This is a genomic window from Kribbella jejuensis, from assembly GCF_006715085.1.
Taxonomy (GTDB): domain Bacteria; phylum Actinomycetota; class Actinomycetes; order Propionibacteriales; family Kribbellaceae; genus Kribbella; species Kribbella jejuensis.
In genome coordinates, this window is the sequence record NZ_VFMM01000001.1 from 937,616 (window position 1) to 953,290 (window position 15,675).

Sequence of the window (15,675 nt, forward strand, 5' to 3'; positions counted from 1 at the left end):
CTTTGTCTAGGAGGGCCGTCAGCCCGCGATGCGCCGTTGCGCGTCGTCGAGCCGGGCCGCGATGGTTCCGTCGATCACTTCGTCGCCGATGTCCACCCGGACGCCGCCGACCACTCCTCGGTCGACGATGACGTTCAGCTGGATGTCCCGGCCGTACTGCCTGCCGAGTGCTGCCGCGAGCCGGGTGCGCTCCGCCTCGGTCAGGTCGGTGGCCACTCGCACGGTCGCGATGCTGGCGTTCCGCCGGGCCGCCGCGGCGACCTGGTAGGCGCGCATCGAGCCCGCGAAGTTCCGGCCCCGGCCGTCCACGGCCCGCTCGGCCAGCCGCACCGTGGTGGAGTCGGCCTTGCCCTGCAGCAGTCCGCGGATCAGCTCCTGGCGGTGCTCGACCGGGATCGCCCGGTCGCCCAGCTTCTCGGCCAGGGCCCGCTCGGCGGCGACCACCCGGTCCAGCCGGAACAGCTCGTCCTCGACCTCGTCCAGCTTCCGCCGGCTGTCGGCGTAGGCCACCTCGGCCTCGACGCTGAGCTGGTCGAGGGCGTCACCGAGGTCGCGGCCGCTGACCCAGCGACCGGCCACCGCGGCGGACAGGATCTCCTGCGCCTGGGCGGAGATCTTGCCGGCGAACAACTGCCCGGCCAGGGCGACCTTGGCCTCCGACGGCCGGGCCGGGTCGGTCAGGGCACGCCGGAGCGCGCCGTTGCCGTCCAGCAACTTGGCGATCGAGAACAGCTCGCTGCCCAGGCCTTCGGCCGGGGCGGCACCCGCCAGGGCCTGCTCGGCCCGGGCGAGTGACTCGTTCGACGCGCCGCGCATCAGCCGTCCGTTCCGACTGCCTGACGAGCGGACTCGGACTCTTCCAGCTCGGCCAGGAACCGCTCGACGGTGCGGCGCTGGCGCGCCTCGTCCTCGAGCGACTCGCCGACGATCCGGCCGGCCAGCGTGGTCGCCATGTGGCCGACCTCGCTACGCAGCGAGGCCACTGCCTGCGCCCGCTCGGCGTCGATCTGGGCCCGCGCGTGCGTGACGATCCGCTCGGCCTCGGCGTTCGCCTGCTCGCGCATCTCCGCGATGATCACCGCACCCTGCTCACGGGCGTCCTCGCGGATCTTGGCAGCCTCCTGCCGGGCCTCGGCCAGCTGCGCGTTGTACTTCTCCAAAGCCGCCTTCGCCTCGGCCTGGGCCTGCTTGGCCTCGTTCATCCCGCCTTCGATCGCCTGGGTCCGATCGGCGTACGCCTTCTCGAACTTGGGAACGACCACCTTGGCGAAGGCGATGGCCAGCAGGACCAGGAAGACGAACCCGAAGATGATCTCGGCGGTGTGCGGCAACAACGGATTCGGAGCCGCTTCGAGCGGTAGCACCAACGTCGTCATGTCTGAATCCTGTCAGTCAGTGGAAAGGTTGCTCAGCGGAAGACGAACGCGAGCGCGATACCGATGATCGCCAGAACCTCGGTGACGCCGAAGCCGATCCAGGCGATCGACTGCAGCTTGCTCTGGGCCTCCGGCTGACGCGCGGTGCCGTTGATCACCGCGGCGAAGATCAGACCGACGCCGACGCCCGGGCCGATCGCGGCGAGGCCGTAGCCGAGGATGGCGATGTTGCCGCTGATTGCGAGAGCGATGTTGCTCACCATTGCGGTGTTTTCCTTTCGGTACGGATAGGTGCTATCCGGGTTTCCGTTACAACGGGTCTATTGGACTTGCGGATCAGTGCTCTTCGGAGATGGCGCTGCCGATGTACTGCGCGGTCAGCACCACGAAGATGTACGCCTGGATGGACTGCACGAACACCTCGAGTGCGGCGATCGCGATGCCCATGACGAACGTGACGACGCCGACGCCGGCGTAGAACACCTTCCCGGACTCGAACACCAGGTACTCACCACCGAGGACGAAGACGCCCAGCAGCAGGTGACCGGCGAACATGTTCGCGAACAACCGCAGGCTCAGCGAGATCGGCCGGACCAGGATGTTCGAGATGAACTCGATCGGAATCATCAGCGGCATCAGCCAGGCCGGAACCCCGGCCGGCATCGTCTGGTGCTTGAAGTAGCCCCAGGCGCCGTGCTTCCGGATGCCGACGGCGTTGTAGATCACCCAGCTCATCACGGCCGCGACGTACGCCCAGCCGGCGTGGCTGAAGGTCGGGAACTGGATCAGCGGGATCGAGCCGGCCAGGTTGTTCAGCAGCATGAAGAAGAACAGGCCGCACAGGTACGGCACGTACTTCATGTACTCCTGGCTGCCGATCGCGTCGCGAGCGATCGAGTTGCGAACGAAGTTGTACGCGAGCTCGCCGGTGAACTGCAGCTTGCTCGGCACGACGGCGGCCTTGCGGGACGCACCCCAGAAGAACCAGACGATCACCACGACGGTCAGCGCGGCCACCAGGACGGGCTTGGTGAACCAATCGACGCCGGGGATGATCGGCGGGAGATCGAAGCTTTCTGGACCGGGTGGGGTGAACTCGGTCGAAACGCCGGCAATCACCGGGTCTCCTCTCGCGTCGTGCTCAAGTCGGACGCCTTATGGCTAAGGGCAGGGCGGCTCAGGGCAGGGCAGCTCAGGGGGCGGTCAACAACGTCAGACCCGGTAGGGGCCGGGCCTGTCGTCAGGACCGCGACCCGTACCGGAAGTGCAACATCAAGATGGTCAGGCCGGCGCCGAGAACAACGCCCACCACGACCAGGAACTGGGTGCCGAAGAGTCGGTCCAACCCGAACCCGATGCCCCCGTACACCAGGACACCGCCGATCAAGTAGGACAGGACCCGCCAGCCGTCGCCCGAATTGGGGGGTGATGGCTTCGGATCCTGGTTCTCGCTCATTGGCACCCGAAACGTACCAGTTGGCAACACATCCAGTCACACCGGCACCAGTAATCTCCACCACAGCAGGCGAAACGTTACTCAGGGTGCTCATGCCACTACCTCTTTGTCGAGGTCGTAGATCGGCACCCGGAGCCGGGACCAGGACCAGATCTCGCCGGCCATCCAGCCCATCACGACCACCACGGCGACCACACCGAGCACGGTCAGATTCACGTGCCGGGCCAGCGAATCCGAGTTCAGCGCGAGCGCGAGCAGGCCGCCGAAGACCGCGATCCGGCCGGTGTACGACGCCATCGCGATCGCCAGCTGCATCGTTGGAGTGGACCGGCGGGACAGGTGCAGCGCGAACAGGCCGGCACCGGAGAAGACGATCACCATCAGCAGGCCGAGCAGCGCTCCCCAGAGACCGGGCAGACCGGCCGCGACGGTCGAGACAGCGGTGGCGTTCACGCCGACGACCAGGGCCGCGACCAGGGCGCCGCGCAGCATTGCCAGCGCCGGGTGCCTGGTTGCTTGTCCGGCGGGTTTCGGGCTGTGGGCCGTAGGAGCCATCTGGTGGTTCCGTCCTGCTGGCGTGCTGGTCTCGCGGCCAGCTCGTCGGGTGGGCGGGGTCAGGGGTGTCGCTGTTATTTGCTGGTGCTTGTGAAAACTAGCACAAAGTCTGCACGGTCAGCAAAACGAGTCCCCTGCCGCTGTACAGCCACACCCTATCGGTAGGCCACACTGACCGCTGGTCTGGTCCCTCTCAGCGGTCTCTCAGACTTTGGCGAGCGGTTTCCGCGAACGCCCCGGGAGACCGGTCGTGAGCAGCACCGCGGTGACTGCGACGGCCAGCACGATCAGCGCCGTCCACCAGTACAGAACCAGGCCGAGGACCACCACGCCGTAGGCGATCAAAGCGGTCCACAGGTACATCAGCAGGACGGCGCGGCGGTGCGAGTGGCCGCGCTGCATGAGCCGGTGGTGCAGGTGCTGTTTGTCGGCGGCGAACGGTGAGCGGCCGGCCTTGGTCCGGCGGATGTACGCCAACGTCAGGTCGAGCGCGGGGATCGCGAGGATGGCGATTGGCAGCACCAACGGAAGCAACGCGGGCAGCAGGCTGGAGCCGCCGACCTCGTACGGGACCGCGTTCGGGTCCATCTGGCCGGTCAGGCTGATCGTCGACGCGGCCAGCATCAGGCCGATCAGCAGGGCGCCGGAGTCGCCCATGAAAACCCTTGCGGGGAAGAAGTTGTGCGGCAGGAAGCCGAGACAGGCGCCGGCCAGCGCGACCGTGATCAGCGTCGAGGTGGTCGCCCGGTCGAGGTTCTCGTGCACGTTGAGCAGGTAGGAGTAGATGAAGAACGCGGTCGCGCCGATCGCGGTCACGCCGGCCGCGAGTCCGTCCAGGCCGTCGACGAAGTTCACCGCGTTGCAGGACACCAGCAGGATGCCCGCGGTGAGGACGGCGAGCTGCGCGGGCGACGGCGAGATCACGCCGCCGGGCAGCGGAAGCCAGTACAACTGGATGCCTTGGACAACGAGTACGCCGACCGCGAGCACCTCGCCGGCCAGCTTGGTGATCGCGTCCAGCTCGTACAGGTCGTCGACCACGCCGACCGCGCAGATCACCACGCCGCCGACCAGGATCGCGCGGGCGTCGTGCGCGACCTGCAGGCTGTTGCCGAGGAACGGCAGGTTGCTGGCGACCGCGTACCCGGCGATCAGGCCGCCGAGGATCGACAGGCCGCCGAAGTACGGGATCGGCACCTTGTGCACGTCCCGGGCCCGGACCTTGGCGACCGCGCCGTACCGCATCGCGATCTGCCGGGCGACGCCGGTCAGCAGAAAAGTCGTGGCCATCGCCACGAACAGGACCAGCAAGTACTCGCGCACTAATCCGCAGGCCTCACATCGGAATCGGTTTTCGCCTCGCCCTGATTGGACGCCTCGACAACCCCATCGGTTGGCTTCTCATCCTCCGGCTTCTCGTCGACCGGTTTCTCGTCGGCCGGCTTCTCGTCCTCCGGCTTCTCGTCGGCAGGCTTCTCGTCGGCAGGCTTCTCGTCGGCCGGCTTCTCGTCCTGCGGCTTCTCGTCCTGCGGCTTCTCGTCCACGGGTCGCTCGTCCACCGGCCGGTCGTCGGCGCCCTGATCGGTGGTGGGCTGGTCGGTGGGCGGGTGGTCCTCGGAGTCGCTGGTTACGTCGGGGACGATCGCGCGGAGTTGCTCGAGGGAGAGGGCGCCGACGCGCAGGACGCGCGGTGTCTCGCCGGTGATGTCGACGATGGTGGACGGCTGTCCGCCGGCCGCCTCGCCTCCGTCGAGGTACACCGCGACCAGCTCACCCAACTGCTCCTCGGCGTCGTACACGTCCAGCGCGGCCGCGCGACCGGAGGTGTTCGCCGAGCTGACCGCGAGCGGACCGGTCCGCGACAGCAGCTCGCGGGTGTTCTCGTGGTCCGGCACCCGCAGCGCGACCGTGCCCTGGGTCTCCCCCAGGTCCCACATCAGCGAGCTCTGCGCGTGGCAGATCACCGTCAGCGGCCCGGGCCAGAACTCCTGGCAAAGCTTCCGCCCGCCCTCCGGGATGTCGGTGGCGAGCGCGTCCAGCGACTCCACCACCGAGATCAGCACCGGCGGCGGCATGTCCCGCCCGCGACCCTTGGCGTCCAGCAGTCGCTGCACGGCCTCGGCCTTGAAGGCGTCGGCGGCGATCCCGTAGACGGTGTCGGTCGGCAGCACGACCAGGTCACCGGCCTCGATGGCATCCACCGCAGCGCGGTAGGCCGGTGCCAGTTCGTCCCCGGTGAAGTCGAAGCGCTCACTCACGGAGTGAATCGTGCCACTCACGCGGGCCGGGACTCCAACCGGGTCGTTGCTGACAAACCGTTGTCAACTTCCACCCCTGTCGCGCCCGGCAATCCTTAGGATCCTCGGCATGACCGTGACCCGTGAGTTCCTCGCCGGATTGCCGAAAGCCGAGCTGCATGTCCACCACGTCGGGTCCGCCTCGCCGCGGATCGTCGCCGAGCTCGCCGCCCGGCACCCCGGCTCGCCGGTGCCGGCCGATCCGGCCGCGCTGACGGAGTACTTCAAGTTCAGCGACTTCGCCCACTTCATCGACATCTACCTGTCCGTCGTCGAGCTGATCAAGACGCCCGAGGACGTCCGGTTGCTGACCTACGAGATCGCCCGCGAGATGTCCGAGCAGCAGAACCTGCGGTACGCCGAGCTCACGGTCACGCCGTACACGTCGGTGATCCGCGGCATCCAGGCCGAGGCGTTCTGCGAGGCGATCGAGGACGCCCGGGTCGCGGCCGAGAAGGAGTTCGGGCTGGTACTGCGGTGGATCTTCGACATCTCCGGTGAGGCCGGCCTGCCCGCCGCTGACGAGACGCTGCGGATCGCGACCAAGATCCGCCCCGAAGGACTGATCGGCTTCGGCCTCGGCGGCCCGGAGATCGGCGTACCGCGGCCGCAGTTCCAGCCGCACTTCGAGGCGGCTGTCGCGGCCGGGCTGCACAGCGTGCCGCATGCGGGCGAGACCACCGGCCCGCAGACGATCTGGGACGCGCTGCAGGTGCTGAAGGCCGAGCGGATCGGCCACGGTACGTCGACGATGGAGGACCCGGCGCTGGTCGACTACCTCGGCGAACACCGGATCCCGCTCGAGGTCAGCCCGACCTCGAACATCGCCACCCGCGCGGTCGCGTCGTACGACGTCCACCCGCTGCGCGCGATGGTCGACGCGGGCCTGGTGGTGACGATCAACTCCGACGACCCGCCGATGTTCGGCACCGACCTCACCAACGAGTACGCCGTCGCCGCCCGGCTGCTGGATCTGGACGAGGCCGGCGTCGGCGAGCTGGCGAAGACCGCGGTCCGCGAGTCGTTCGCCGAGGACTCGGTGAAGACCGCGATCGTGTCCGAGATCGACGCGTACATCGGGTCGGTATAGCCCTGGTCTCATGTGGTTGGCTGGGGTGATGCGCAGAGTCGGTGTGGCGGTAGCCGTCGTACTGCTGGGCCTGGCGGGCTGCAGCGACAGTAAGCCGGCACCTGCGACTGCACCACCTGCGACGACAGCACACCCCAGTCCCAGCCCAAGTCCCACTCCCCCGCCTGCGCCGCGCGGGCTGCCGCGGGGCGGGCGCGTGTTGTTCCCGAAGTACCAGCTGGTCGCGTACGTCGGGCTGCCGGGCTCTCCTGCGCTGGGACCGCTGGACAAGGACCTTGATGCCAAGGCGGCGAAGCTCGAGACACTGTCCCGTGCGTATGCGGCTGGTCGCACACCGCAGCCCGTGCTCGAGCTGATCGCCGTGGTCGCGCGAGGCTCGCGCGGCAAGGACGGGCTGTACCGCGGGCGGCTGGACGACGCGAAGATCGAGCAGTATCTGGCGGTCGCGCGCAAGCACAAGATGCTGCTCCTGCTCGACATCCAGCCGGGGCGGGCGAAGATCCTGCCCGAGGTGAAGCGGCTCGAGCGGTGGCTGAAGGAGCCGGACGTCGGGCTCGCGTTCGACCCGGAGTGGGCGGTCGGTCCGACGCAGGTGCCGGGCCGGGTGTTCGGGCACACAACGGGACGCGAGCTCGACAGCATCGCGGCGTACCTGTCGGGACTGGTGACGGCGCATCACCTGCCGGAGAAGGCGTTCGTGTTCCACCAACTCTCGACCAGGATCGTCAGCGACGAGGCCGCGCTGAAGGCGCACCCCGGCGTGGTGACGATCAAGTCGGTCGACGGGATCGGCACCCGCGAGGACAAACTCAAGACCTGGGCAAAGCTCACCACGAACCTGCCACCAGCCGTCCACGCCGGCTTCAAACTCTTCTACACCGAAGACACACGCCACGGCCCCCTGATGACCCCCACCCAGGTCCTGTCCCTGAAGCCGCGACCCGAGCTGGTGGTCTACGAATGATCTCGATCGCCCTCGCCAACGTCGCGGGCGGCCGGCTCGTCGGGGCGGACGGGTACGCGGACGCCGACCGTACGGCGGACTTCGGGCGGGCGCTCGCGGGTCTGCATCCCGACGTACTGATCATCACCGAGCTGGACACCCGGAGCGATCAGCTGGAGCGGCTGGGGACGGCGGCGATACCGGGGCGGAGGCTTTCGTACGCTCAGCAGGAGTTCTCCGACTCGCACATCCCGGGTGTCGAGCGGCTGGGGGTCGGCATCGTGTCGGCGTACCCGCTGACCGAGCTGGAGCGAATCGACCTGCCGGATCCGCCGATCGACTTCCTGCACTGGCGGACGGGTGCGCCGATGGACCCTTCGGTGAGCGGCTCGGGATGGTGGACGCGTTCGGCGATCCGCCGCCCGCGACCACGCCCGACGGACGGTCGATCGACCGGCTGTTCGCCACCCCGGACCTGGTCAGCCGGGACGTCGAGGTGGTCCAGGTTCCCGGGGCAGATCACCACCTCGTCGCCTGCCGCCTCGAGCGCAGGACGCAGGACGCACCTGGCACCAGCCGGATCCGCGAGCAGGACCTCGCCCGGCCGCCCGCACATCCGGTACGGCGCGGACGTGGATTCTGTCGATAGGTTTCAACTCACTCTCAGCGGGATACCTCTATCGGCGGGCACAGACAACCGCCCGGAGCTGTTCGCAGGAAAGTGGTTTCGTGATGGCCAGTGGTTGGTATGCCGCCGTTGATCGGGTTCGCGCCTCGTGGTTGGGGAACGCGGGCCGGGCAGAACTCATTGCCGCAGGTACGTTGCTCGTCCTGGCGCTGGCGGCGTTCGCCGCTACCGCCGTCCTCCAGTAGGTCTTAGCGAGGACGTCAGACTCGTCGGCCGGTCGCGAACCTGTTGCGGGCGGCCAAGTCACGTTGGTCGCGCACTTCCGTGAACAGTCCGGTGGCGGCGAAGACCGCCGGGGCCGACTCGCCCTGAACGTCCGCGTGCTCACAGGCGAACCAGCCGCCGGGCTTCAGCAACCGGCCCGCCGTCGCCGCGACCACCTTGATCTCGTCGAGCCCGTCGTCACCGGACCACAGCGCGAGCGCCGGATCGTGGTCGCGCACCTCGGTCGTCACGGATTCCCAGGCGGTCAGCGGGATGTACGGCGGGTTGGAGATCACCGCGTCCACCTGGCCGTCGAGCTCCGGCAGGCACCCGTCGATGTCGCCCTCGTGCAGGATCGCCCCGGTACCGTCCAGGTTGCGCCGCGCCCAGGCGACCGCGTCCGCCGACAACTCCACGGCGTGCACCGTACTATCCGGACGTTCGGTGGCGATCGCACCGGCAATGGCTCCCGACCCGGTGCACAGGTCGACCACGAGCGGGTTCCGCACGCCGGCGATCCGCTCGAGGATCCACCCGACCATCACCTCGGTCTCCGGCCGCGGTACGAACACCCCTGGCCCCACCACAAGCTCCCGATACCGAAAACCCGCCGTCCCGGTGAGATGCTGCAACGGCTCGCGCCCGGCCCGCCGCGCGATCAACTCCTCGAACCGCCCCAACTGCTCCCCGGTCGGCTCACGCAACAGCATCCGGCTGGACCCGGTGACAAACGCAAGCAGCTCCGCCGCGTCATACTCCGGCGACGCAACCCCAGCCTCCCGCAGCCGCTCCGCCGCCTCCGCGACGAGCTCTTTCACACTCATTGAGAGTCGACGGCCTCGAGGCGTGCTGCCAGATCCGCGTCCGTGAGCGCCTTGATGACCGGCTCGAGATCGCCACCGAGCACCTGGTCGAGGTTGTGGGCCTTGTAGCCGACCCGGTGGTCGGAGAAGCGGTTTTCGGGGAAGTTGTACGTGCGCACGCGCTCCGACCGGTCCACCGTGCGGATCTGCGATCGCCGGGCGTCCGACGCCTCCTGGTCGGCCGCCTCCTGCGCAGCCGCCAGCAACCGGGCACGCAGCACCCGCATCGCCTGCTCGCGGTTCTGCAGCTGGGACTTCTCGTTCTGCATCGACACCACGATGCCGGTCGGCAGGTGCGTGATGCGTACGGCGGAGTCGGTCGTGTTGACGCTCTGCCCACCCGGCCCGGACGACCGGAACACGTCGATCCGCAGGTCGTTCGGGTCGATCTCGACATCCACGTCCTCGGCCTCCGGCAGCACGAGGACGCCGGCCGCGGAGGTGTGGATCCGCCCCTGCGACTCGGTCACGGGCACCCGCTGTACCCGGTGCACGCCGCCCTCGAACTTCAGCTTCGCGTACGGCGCCTCGCCCGGCTCCGGCGTACCTTTCGCCTTCACCGCGACCGTGATCGACTTGTACCCGCCGAGGTCGGACTCGGCGGAGTCGAGCACCTCGGTCTTCCAGTTCTGCGACTCGGCGTACTTCAGGTACATCTTCAGCAGGTCGCCGGCGAACAGCGCGGACTCGTCGCCGCCCTCGCCGGCCTTGATCTCGAGGATCGCGTCCTTGTCGTCGTTGGGGTCCCGCGGCACGAGCAGTGTCTGCAGCCGCTCCGCGAGCTCCTCGCGGCGGCCGGTCAGCCGGGTCGCCTCCTCGGCGAACGCCGGGTCCTCGGCCGCGAGCTCCCGCGCCGCCTCGATGTCGTCACCGGTCTGCAGCCACTCGTCGTAGGTCCGGACGACCGGCGCGAGCGCGGCGTACCGCTTGCCGACCCGGCGGGCATTGGCCTGGTCGGAGTGCAGCTCCGGCTCCGACATCTGCCGCTCCAGCTCGGCGTACTCCGCCTTCAGCGTCTCCACCGCTTCGAACATCGCGCACTCCTCCTCTCGAACCAACCCTGACAACACAAACCGCGCGCCGGTCCCGCCCAGAACGGGCGGAACCGGCGCGCGGCAGGAAAGCTACTTCTTGGCGTAGCGCTTCTCGAAGCGGGCGACGCGGCCACCGGTGTCGAGAATCTTCTGCTTGCCGGTGTAGAAGGGGTGGCACTGCGAGCACACATCGGCGTGGATGACGCCGTTCTCCGCGGTCGAGCGCGTGGTGAACGTGGCGCCACAGGTGCAGGTCACCGTGGTCTCGACGTACGTCGGGTGGATATCAGCCTTCACAACAAGTCTCCTAGGAATCAGGTGCCCCGGGTCGCCCACACGGTGCGAACGTGAACCGGAACCGACAGACCAGTTTGCCACCCGAGGGCGGCAAACTGGTAATCGAGGTCGATCAGTCGCCGTTGGTGGTGCTGTGCGTAGAACCAGTTGACGGCGTGGTCTTGTTGACCTGGAGTAGGAACTCGATGTTCGACTTGCTCTCCTTGAGCTTGCCGATCAGGAGTTCGAGTGCGGCCTGGCCGTCGAGGGCGGAGAGCACCCGGCGAAGCTTCCAGACCACCTGGGTCTCCTCCTTCGACATCAGCAGCTCCTCGCGGCGCGTACCCGAGGCGACCACGTCGATCGCCGGGAAGATCCGCCGGTCGGCGAACTCGCGGCGCAGCCGGAGCTCCATGTTGCCGGTGCCCTTGAACTCCTCGAAGATCACCTCGTCCATCTTCGAGCCGGTCTCGATCAGCGCGGTCGCGAGGATGGTCAGCGAGCCGCCGTCCTCGATGTTGCGGGCCGCACCGAAGAACCGCTTCGGCGGGTACAGCGCGGACGAGTCCACACCACCGGACAGGATCCGGCCGCTGGCCGGTGCCGCGATGTTGTACGCGCGGCCGAGCCGGGTGATCGAGTCGAGCAGTACGACGACGTCGTGCCCGAGCTCCACCAGCCGCTTGGCCCGCTCGATCGCCAGCTCCGCGACCGTGGTGTGGTCGTCGGCCGGCCGGTCGAACGTCGAGGCGATCACCTCGCCCTTGACCGTGCGCTGCATGTCGGTGACTTCTTCGGGCCGCTCGTCCACCAGCACGACCATCAGGTGTACTTCCGGGTTGTTCGTGGTGATCGCGTTGGCGAGCGCCTGCAGCACCATCGTCTTACCGGCCTTCGGCGGGGAGACGATCAGGCCGCGCTGGCCCTTGCCGATCGGGCTGACGATGTCGACGATCCGGGTGGTGAGGATGCCCGGTTCGGTCTCCAGCCGGAGCCGCTCGGTCGCGTACAGCGGGGTGAGCTTGTTGAAGTCCTGCCGCTGCTTGGCGATCTCCGGGTCCGCACCGTTCACGGTGTCGATCCGGACCAGCGGGTTGAACTTCTCCTTGCGCTCGCCCTCCTGCGGCTGCTTGACCGCACCGGTGATCGCGTCACCCTTGCGCAGGCCGTAGCGCTTCACCATCGAGAGCGCGACGTACACGTCGTTCGGGCCGGGCAGGTAGCCGCTGGTCCGGACGAACGCGTAGTTGTCGAGTACGTCGAGGATGCCGGCCGCGGGGACCAGGATGTCGTCCTCGGTGATCGTCGGCTCGGCGTCGTACCGCTCGCCACGACCACGGCTGCGGGTGTTCTCCCGGCCGCCGTCGCGACCGTCGCGACCGCTGTCCCGGCCACCGTCGCGGCCGCTCTGGCCGTCGCGGTTCCGGTCCCGGTCGCGACCCCGGCGGCGCCGGCGACGGCCCTCGCCTTCCTCGCCCCGGTCCAGGTTCCGGTCGTTCTGGTCCTGGCGGTCCTGCCGGTCCTGCCGGTCCTGGCGGTCCGGCCGGTCCTGGCGGTCCTGACGGTTCCGCTGGTTGTCGCCGCGGGTGTCCCGGCCCTGACCGTCGCGGGACTGACCGTCGCGGCCCTGACCGTCGCGGCCCTGACCGTCGCGTCCCTGACCGTCGCGGGACTGGTTGTCACGGTTCTGGTTGTCGCGGGCCTGTTCGCGGGTGCTGTCGCGCTGACCGTCGCGGTTGTTGTCCCGGGCATTGTCGCGGTTCTGCTCGCGGTTCTGGTTGTCGCGGCTCCGGTTGCTGTTCCGGTCGCGGTTCCGGGCCTGGCTCTCACCACGGTCGTCGGTGCGCTCGTCGACCTGGACGGCACCGTTCTGCGCGGCCTGCTCCGGCTGCGTCTGCTTCGCCGCGGGCGCTTCGACGGCATCGTGCTGCGGAGCCGCACCGTTCTGCCGGGCGTCGTGCTGCAGGGCCGCGTCCGAGGCCGCGTTCTGGGCGGCCACGCTCGGAGCAGCTGCGTTCTGGGAAGCCGAGTTCTCGGGAGCTGCGTTCTGAGCGGCAGCGTCCTGGGGGGCCGCGTCCTTCTGCGCGGCGGCGCGGGTCCGGCGACTGCCGCCCTCGCGCTTGGCCGGCGCCTCGGCGGTCTTCGCCGGCGCCTCGACGGTCTCGTCGAGCGTCGGCTGCGTCGCCTTCGCCCGGCTACCGCCGGTAGAGCCGCCCGCGGAGGATCCCCCCTGAGCGGCCTTGATCGCCTCGATCAGCTGGCCCTTGCGCAGTGCGCCGGTGCCCTTGATGCCGAGCGTCCCGGCGAGCTGCTTGAGCTCGGGGAGCAGCATGCCCTCGAGGCCGCCGCCAGCTTTCCGGCGACGCGTGGCGGTGGTTGCCGCGGCGTCAGCTCCGCTGGAGGCTTCAACAGTTTCTGTCACGTGAGGTCCTTCCCACACGGATCGTCGAGGGCCTGCACGGCCCATCGACCAATTTCATTCCACCCACGGCCACACAACGGGCACGCGGGGTACAAGAGGTCTCTCGCTTCGATCTGAGTCCCCCCGGACATCTCCGACGCAGGCGGCGTAAGTCACATCCACAGGAGGGTCGCCACACAACACAGGGTGCCGGGAGCACAGCCCGGATCGTGGCGAGAGCACGCCGATCACCTGGAGGGGATCGGGTGAGTCGAGACTAGCACCACAACGGGTCGTTCTGCCGACTCACGGGGTACAACGCGTGTCCGGGACCCCGCATTCCCCGCGTCAGCCCGCCTCCATCGACCAGACCTGTACGCCGACTGGATCGATCCCCAGCTCGTACTTCGTCCAGCCGTCCGGGGCGTCCGGCGTACTCCGGAAAAACGTGCTCTGACCTGCGCTCTTGTCGCCGTTGGTGCCGAGTACGGCGACCGTCGGGCCGGCGCCGCTGACGATCGCGGCGAGACCGCTGCCGCGCAGTTTGTGGACCAGCGCGAGGCTCTCCGGCATGGCCGGTTCGCGGTACTCCTGGTGCAGGCGATCCTCGGTCGCGGTCAGCAGCAATTCGGGCCGGCCGGTGAGGGCGGCGACGAGCAGCGCGGCCTTTCCGGCGTTGGCGGCGGCGTCGGTGTGGGAAACAACGCCCGGCAGCAGCCCGCGCGCCTCCTTGGTCAGCACGCGGTTGTCCGGTACGTACGCGACAACAGCAGTTCCCGCCGCCGGTTCGAGCTTTACCGCGCGGCCGCGCTCTTCAAATGACGGAGCGCCTTCGGTCCAAGCGATAGTGAACGCTCCGAGTGCTGCCGCTGCAACGTTGTCGGGGTGCCCTTCGATCTCGTTCGCCAGTACGACGAGACGCTCGCGATCGAGCTGCTCGCCGGCCAGCGCGTACGCCGCCGCGAGCCCGCCGACGATCGCGGCCGACGAGGAGCCGAGCCCGCGTCCGTGCGGAATCCGGTTCTCACACCGCAACGTGAATCCCGGCACCGGAGCACCCAGCGCCTCCAGGCCCGCCCGGATCGACCGCACCACCAGGTGCGACTCGTCCAGCGGCACTTCGCCCTCGCCACACCCGCTGACCTGCACAGTCACCCCGGATCCACCCGGGGTGACCACCAGATCGTCGTACAAACTGAGCGCCAGCCCGAACGCATCGAACCCAGGCCCGAGATTGGCACTCGTAGCCGGCACCCGCACCCGCACCTGGTCACACGCCCGTCGGGCACCCGCGTGCTGCGGCTGCGCCGCACGCTCGTCCGCCGCACGCCCCGGCGACCCAGCGGACCCGACGACCGTGCGTTCCGACGTGTCGCCACCGTGCTGGGCGGGCGCGGTCACCTCTTCTCCCATCACAGCCCCGCTCAGGCCAGACCAGCGATACGAGCGACGGCGTCGGTGTCTGCCGGGGTTACCGGGGGTTCCTCGAAGCTCACGTGGCCGAGGGCCGTGTCGATGTCCTTCAAGCCGTGGCCGGTGACGGTGACGACGACCGTGGAGCCGCCGGGAAGTTCGCCCTTGGACTTCGCCTGCAGCAGACCGGCGACGCCGGCCGCCGAAGCGGGCTCGACGAAGACACCCTCGCGGGCGGCGAGCTCACGCTGAGCGGTGAGGATCTGCTCGTCGGTGACCAGGTCGATCCGGCCGCCGGACTCGTCCCGCGCGGCCTCGGCCAGCATCCAGGACGCCGGGTTCCCGACCCGGATCGCGGTCGCCGCGGTCTCCGGCTTCTCGACGATCGCGCCCCGCACGATCGGCGCCGCACCCTCGGCCTGGAAGCCCCACATCTTCGGCTTCCGGGTCGCGAGCTTGTCCTTGGCGTACTCCTGGTATCCCTTCCAGTACGCCGCGATGTTCCCGGCGTTCCCGACCGGCAACACGTGCAGGTCCGGCGCGTCACCGAGCGCGTCACAGATCTCGAACGACGCGGTCTTCTGCCCCTCGAGCCGCACCGGGTTCACCGAGTTCACCAGCGCGACCGGGTAGTTCTTGCCGAGCTCGCGCACGATCCGCAGACAGTCGTCGAACCCGCCGTCGATCTGCACCAGCTTCGCGCCGTGCACGACCGCCTGCGCGAGCTTGCCCTTCGCGATCCGCCCGGCCGGGATCACCACCAGCGGCAGCATCCCCGCGCGGACGGCGTAGGCGGCGGCGGACGCCGAGGTGTTACCGGTCGACGCACACACGACCGCCTTGTCGCCGGCCTGCGCGGCGAGCGAGATCGCGACGGTCATCCCGCGGTCCTTGAACGAGCCGGTCGGGTTGTTGCCCTCGACCTTCAGCCACACCTCGCAGCCGGTCTGCTCGCTCAGCCACTGCGCGGCCACCAGCGGCGTCCCGCCCTCGCCGAGCGTGACCACCGGCGTGTCCGCCGAAACGGGAAGCCGGTCTCTGTACTCCTCGATCACGCCACGCCACTGGTGAACCATTTA

General features: G+C 68.9%; 17 protein-coding genes. 3 read left to right on the forward strand and 14 right to left on the reverse strand.

What is annotated here, in order from left to right; all coding sequences use genetic code 11:
- Positions 1-18 precede the first annotated feature (18 nt).
- The 8 genes from FB475_RS04470 to FB475_RS38040 form a co-directional block, all read right to left on the reverse strand.
- The gene (locus FB475_RS04470; RefSeq protein ID WP_141852784.1) at positions 19-816 is read right to left on the reverse strand and encodes a F0F1 ATP synthase subunit delta; all 798 of its coding nucleotides are present in this window, start codon (positions 814-816) and stop codon (positions 19-21) included.
- Positions 816-1,376, reverse strand: coding sequence for a F0F1 ATP synthase subunit B (locus FB475_RS04475; RefSeq protein ID WP_141852786.1), 561 nt, complete (start codon positions 1,374-1,376; stop codon positions 816-818). Before FB475_RS04475 ends, FB475_RS04470 begins: the two co-directional genes overlap by 1 nt.
- 32 nt (positions 1,377-1,408) lie before the next feature.
- On the reverse strand, positions 1,409-1,639 hold the full coding sequence (atpE, locus tag FB475_RS04480; RefSeq protein ID WP_141852788.1) for an ATP synthase F0 subunit C: 231 nt from the start codon (positions 1,637-1,639) through the stop codon (positions 1,409-1,411).
- Between the two features lie 73 nt (positions 1,640-1,712).
- A complete protein-coding gene (gene atpB / locus FB475_RS04485; RefSeq protein ID WP_141852790.1) occupies positions 1,713-2,495 on the reverse strand; it encodes a F0F1 ATP synthase subunit A in 783 nt (260 codons plus the stop codon).
- Positions 2,496-2,616: 121 nt separating this feature from the next.
- Complete coding sequence (locus tag FB475_RS04490; protein WP_141852792.1) at positions 2,617-2,832, reverse strand: hypothetical protein; 216 nt, start codon at positions 2,830-2,832, stop codon at positions 2,617-2,619.
- A 90-nt stretch (positions 2,833-2,922) separates the two neighbouring features.
- Entirely contained in the window at positions 2,923-3,387 is a 465-nt protein-coding gene (locus tag FB475_RS04495) for a Cg1360 family ATP-synthase-associated protein (protein ID WP_141852794.1), read from the reverse strand.
- Positions 3,388-3,591: 204 nt separating this feature from the next.
- Positions 3,592-4,710: a glycosyltransferase family 4 protein gene (locus tag FB475_RS04500; protein WP_141852795.1), complete on the reverse strand. Its 1,119-nt coding sequence runs from the start codon at positions 4,708-4,710 to the stop codon at positions 3,592-3,594.
- Entirely contained in the window at positions 4,710-5,645 is a 936-nt protein-coding gene (locus FB475_RS38040) for an L-threonylcarbamoyladenylate synthase (RefSeq protein ID WP_272952054.1), read from the reverse strand. The genes FB475_RS04500 and FB475_RS38040 overlap by 1 nt, the downstream gene beginning before the upstream one ends.
- Positions 5,646-5,754: 109 nt before the next feature.
- On the opposite strand from FB475_RS38040, the gene FB475_RS04510 reads away from it, so the two are divergent.
- From FB475_RS04510 to FB475_RS04520, 3 genes are all read left to right on the forward strand, one after another.
- On the forward strand, positions 5,755-6,774 hold the full coding sequence (locus FB475_RS04510; RefSeq protein ID WP_141852797.1) for an adenosine deaminase: 1,020 nt from the start codon (positions 5,755-5,757) through the stop codon (positions 6,772-6,774).
- 196 nt (positions 6,775-6,970) lie between these two features.
- The gene (locus FB475_RS04515; protein ID WP_238331956.1) at positions 6,971-7,738 is read left to right on the forward strand and encodes a hypothetical protein; all 768 of its coding nucleotides are present in this window, start codon (positions 6,971-6,973) and stop codon (positions 7,736-7,738) included.
- Positions 7,735-8,478 carry an endonuclease/exonuclease/phosphatase family protein gene (locus FB475_RS04520; RefSeq protein WP_141852802.1) on the forward strand — a complete coding sequence of 248 codons (744 nt, stop codon included), beginning with the start codon at positions 7,735-7,737 and terminating at the stop codon, positions 8,476-8,478. The genes FB475_RS04515 and FB475_RS04520 overlap by 4 nt, the downstream gene beginning before the upstream one ends.
- Before the next feature lie 127 nt (positions 8,479-8,605).
- On the opposite strand, the gene prmC is transcribed toward FB475_RS04520, so the two are convergent.
- The 6 genes from prmC to thrC all read right to left on the reverse strand — a co-directional run bounded on the left by prmC (position 8,606) and on the right by thrC (position 15,672).
- Entirely contained in the window at positions 8,606-9,433 is an 828-nt protein-coding gene (gene prmC / locus FB475_RS04525; RefSeq protein ID WP_141852804.1) for a peptide chain release factor N(5)-glutamine methyltransferase, read from the reverse strand.
- A complete protein-coding gene (gene prfA, locus FB475_RS04530; protein WP_141852806.1) occupies positions 9,430-10,506 on the reverse strand; it encodes a peptide chain release factor 1 in 1,077 nt (358 codons plus the stop codon). Before prfA ends, prmC begins: the two co-directional genes overlap by 4 nt.
- A gap of 90 nt (positions 10,507-10,596) precedes the next feature.
- The gene (gene rpmE, locus FB475_RS04535) at positions 10,597-10,803 is read right to left on the reverse strand and encodes a 50S ribosomal protein L31 (RefSeq protein ID WP_134111279.1); all 207 of its coding nucleotides are present in this window, start codon (positions 10,801-10,803) and stop codon (positions 10,597-10,599) included.
- 112 nt (positions 10,804-10,915) lie between these two features.
- Positions 10,916-13,204, reverse strand: a complete 2,289-nt coding sequence (gene rho / locus FB475_RS04540; protein ID WP_238331957.1) for a transcription termination factor Rho — start codon at positions 13,202-13,204, stop codon at positions 10,916-10,918.
- A 327-nt stretch (positions 13,205-13,531) separates the two neighbouring features.
- On the reverse strand, positions 13,532-14,584 hold the full coding sequence (gene thrB / locus FB475_RS04545) for a homoserine kinase (protein WP_238331958.1): 1,053 nt from the start codon (positions 14,582-14,584) through the stop codon (positions 13,532-13,534).
- Positions 14,585-14,607: 23 nt separating this feature from the next.
- Positions 14,608-15,672 carry a threonine synthase gene (gene thrC, locus FB475_RS04550; RefSeq protein ID WP_141852812.1) on the reverse strand — a complete coding sequence of 355 codons (1,065 nt, stop codon included), beginning with the start codon at positions 15,670-15,672 and terminating at the stop codon, positions 14,608-14,610.
- Between the last annotated feature and the right edge of the window lie 3 nt (positions 15,673-15,675).

Bases quoted from the DNA above. Each gene is read 5' to 3' on its own strand.
- FB475_RS04470 (WP_141852784.1), bottom strand. From the start codon at position 816: ATGCGCGGCGCGTCGAACGAGTCACTCGCCCGGGCCGAGCAGGCCCTG.
- FB475_RS04475 (WP_141852786.1), bottom strand. From the start codon at position 1,376: ATGACGACGTTGGTGCTACCGCTCGAAGCGGCTCCGAATCCGTTGTTG.
- atpE (WP_141852788.1), bottom strand. From the start codon at position 1,639: ATGGTGAGCAACATCGCTCTCGCAATCAGCGGCAACATCGCCATCCTC.
- FB475_RS04490 (WP_141852792.1), bottom strand. From the start codon at position 2,832: ATGAGCGAGAACCAGGATCCGAAGCCATCACCCCCCAATTCGGGCGAC.
- FB475_RS04495 (WP_141852794.1), bottom strand. From the start codon at position 3,387: ATGGCTCCTACGGCCCACAGCCCGAAACCCGCCGGACAAGCAACCAGG.
- FB475_RS04510 (WP_141852797.1), top strand. From the start codon at position 5,755: ATGACCGTGACCCGTGAGTTCCTCGCCGGATTGCCGAAAGCCGAGCTG.
- FB475_RS04520 (WP_141852802.1), top strand. From the start codon at position 7,735: ATGATCTCGATCGCCCTCGCCAACGTCGCGGGCGGCCGGCTCGTCGGG.
- prmC (WP_141852804.1), bottom strand. From the start codon at position 9,433: ATGAGTGTGAAAGAGCTCGTCGCGGAGGCGGCGGAGCGGCTGCGGGAG.
- prfA (WP_141852806.1), bottom strand. From the start codon at position 10,506: ATGTTCGAAGCGGTGGAGACGCTGAAGGCGGAGTACGCCGAGCTGGAG.
- thrC (WP_141852812.1), bottom strand. From the start codon at position 15,672: ATGGTTCACCAGTGGCGTGGCGTGATCGAGGAGTACAGAGACCGGCTT.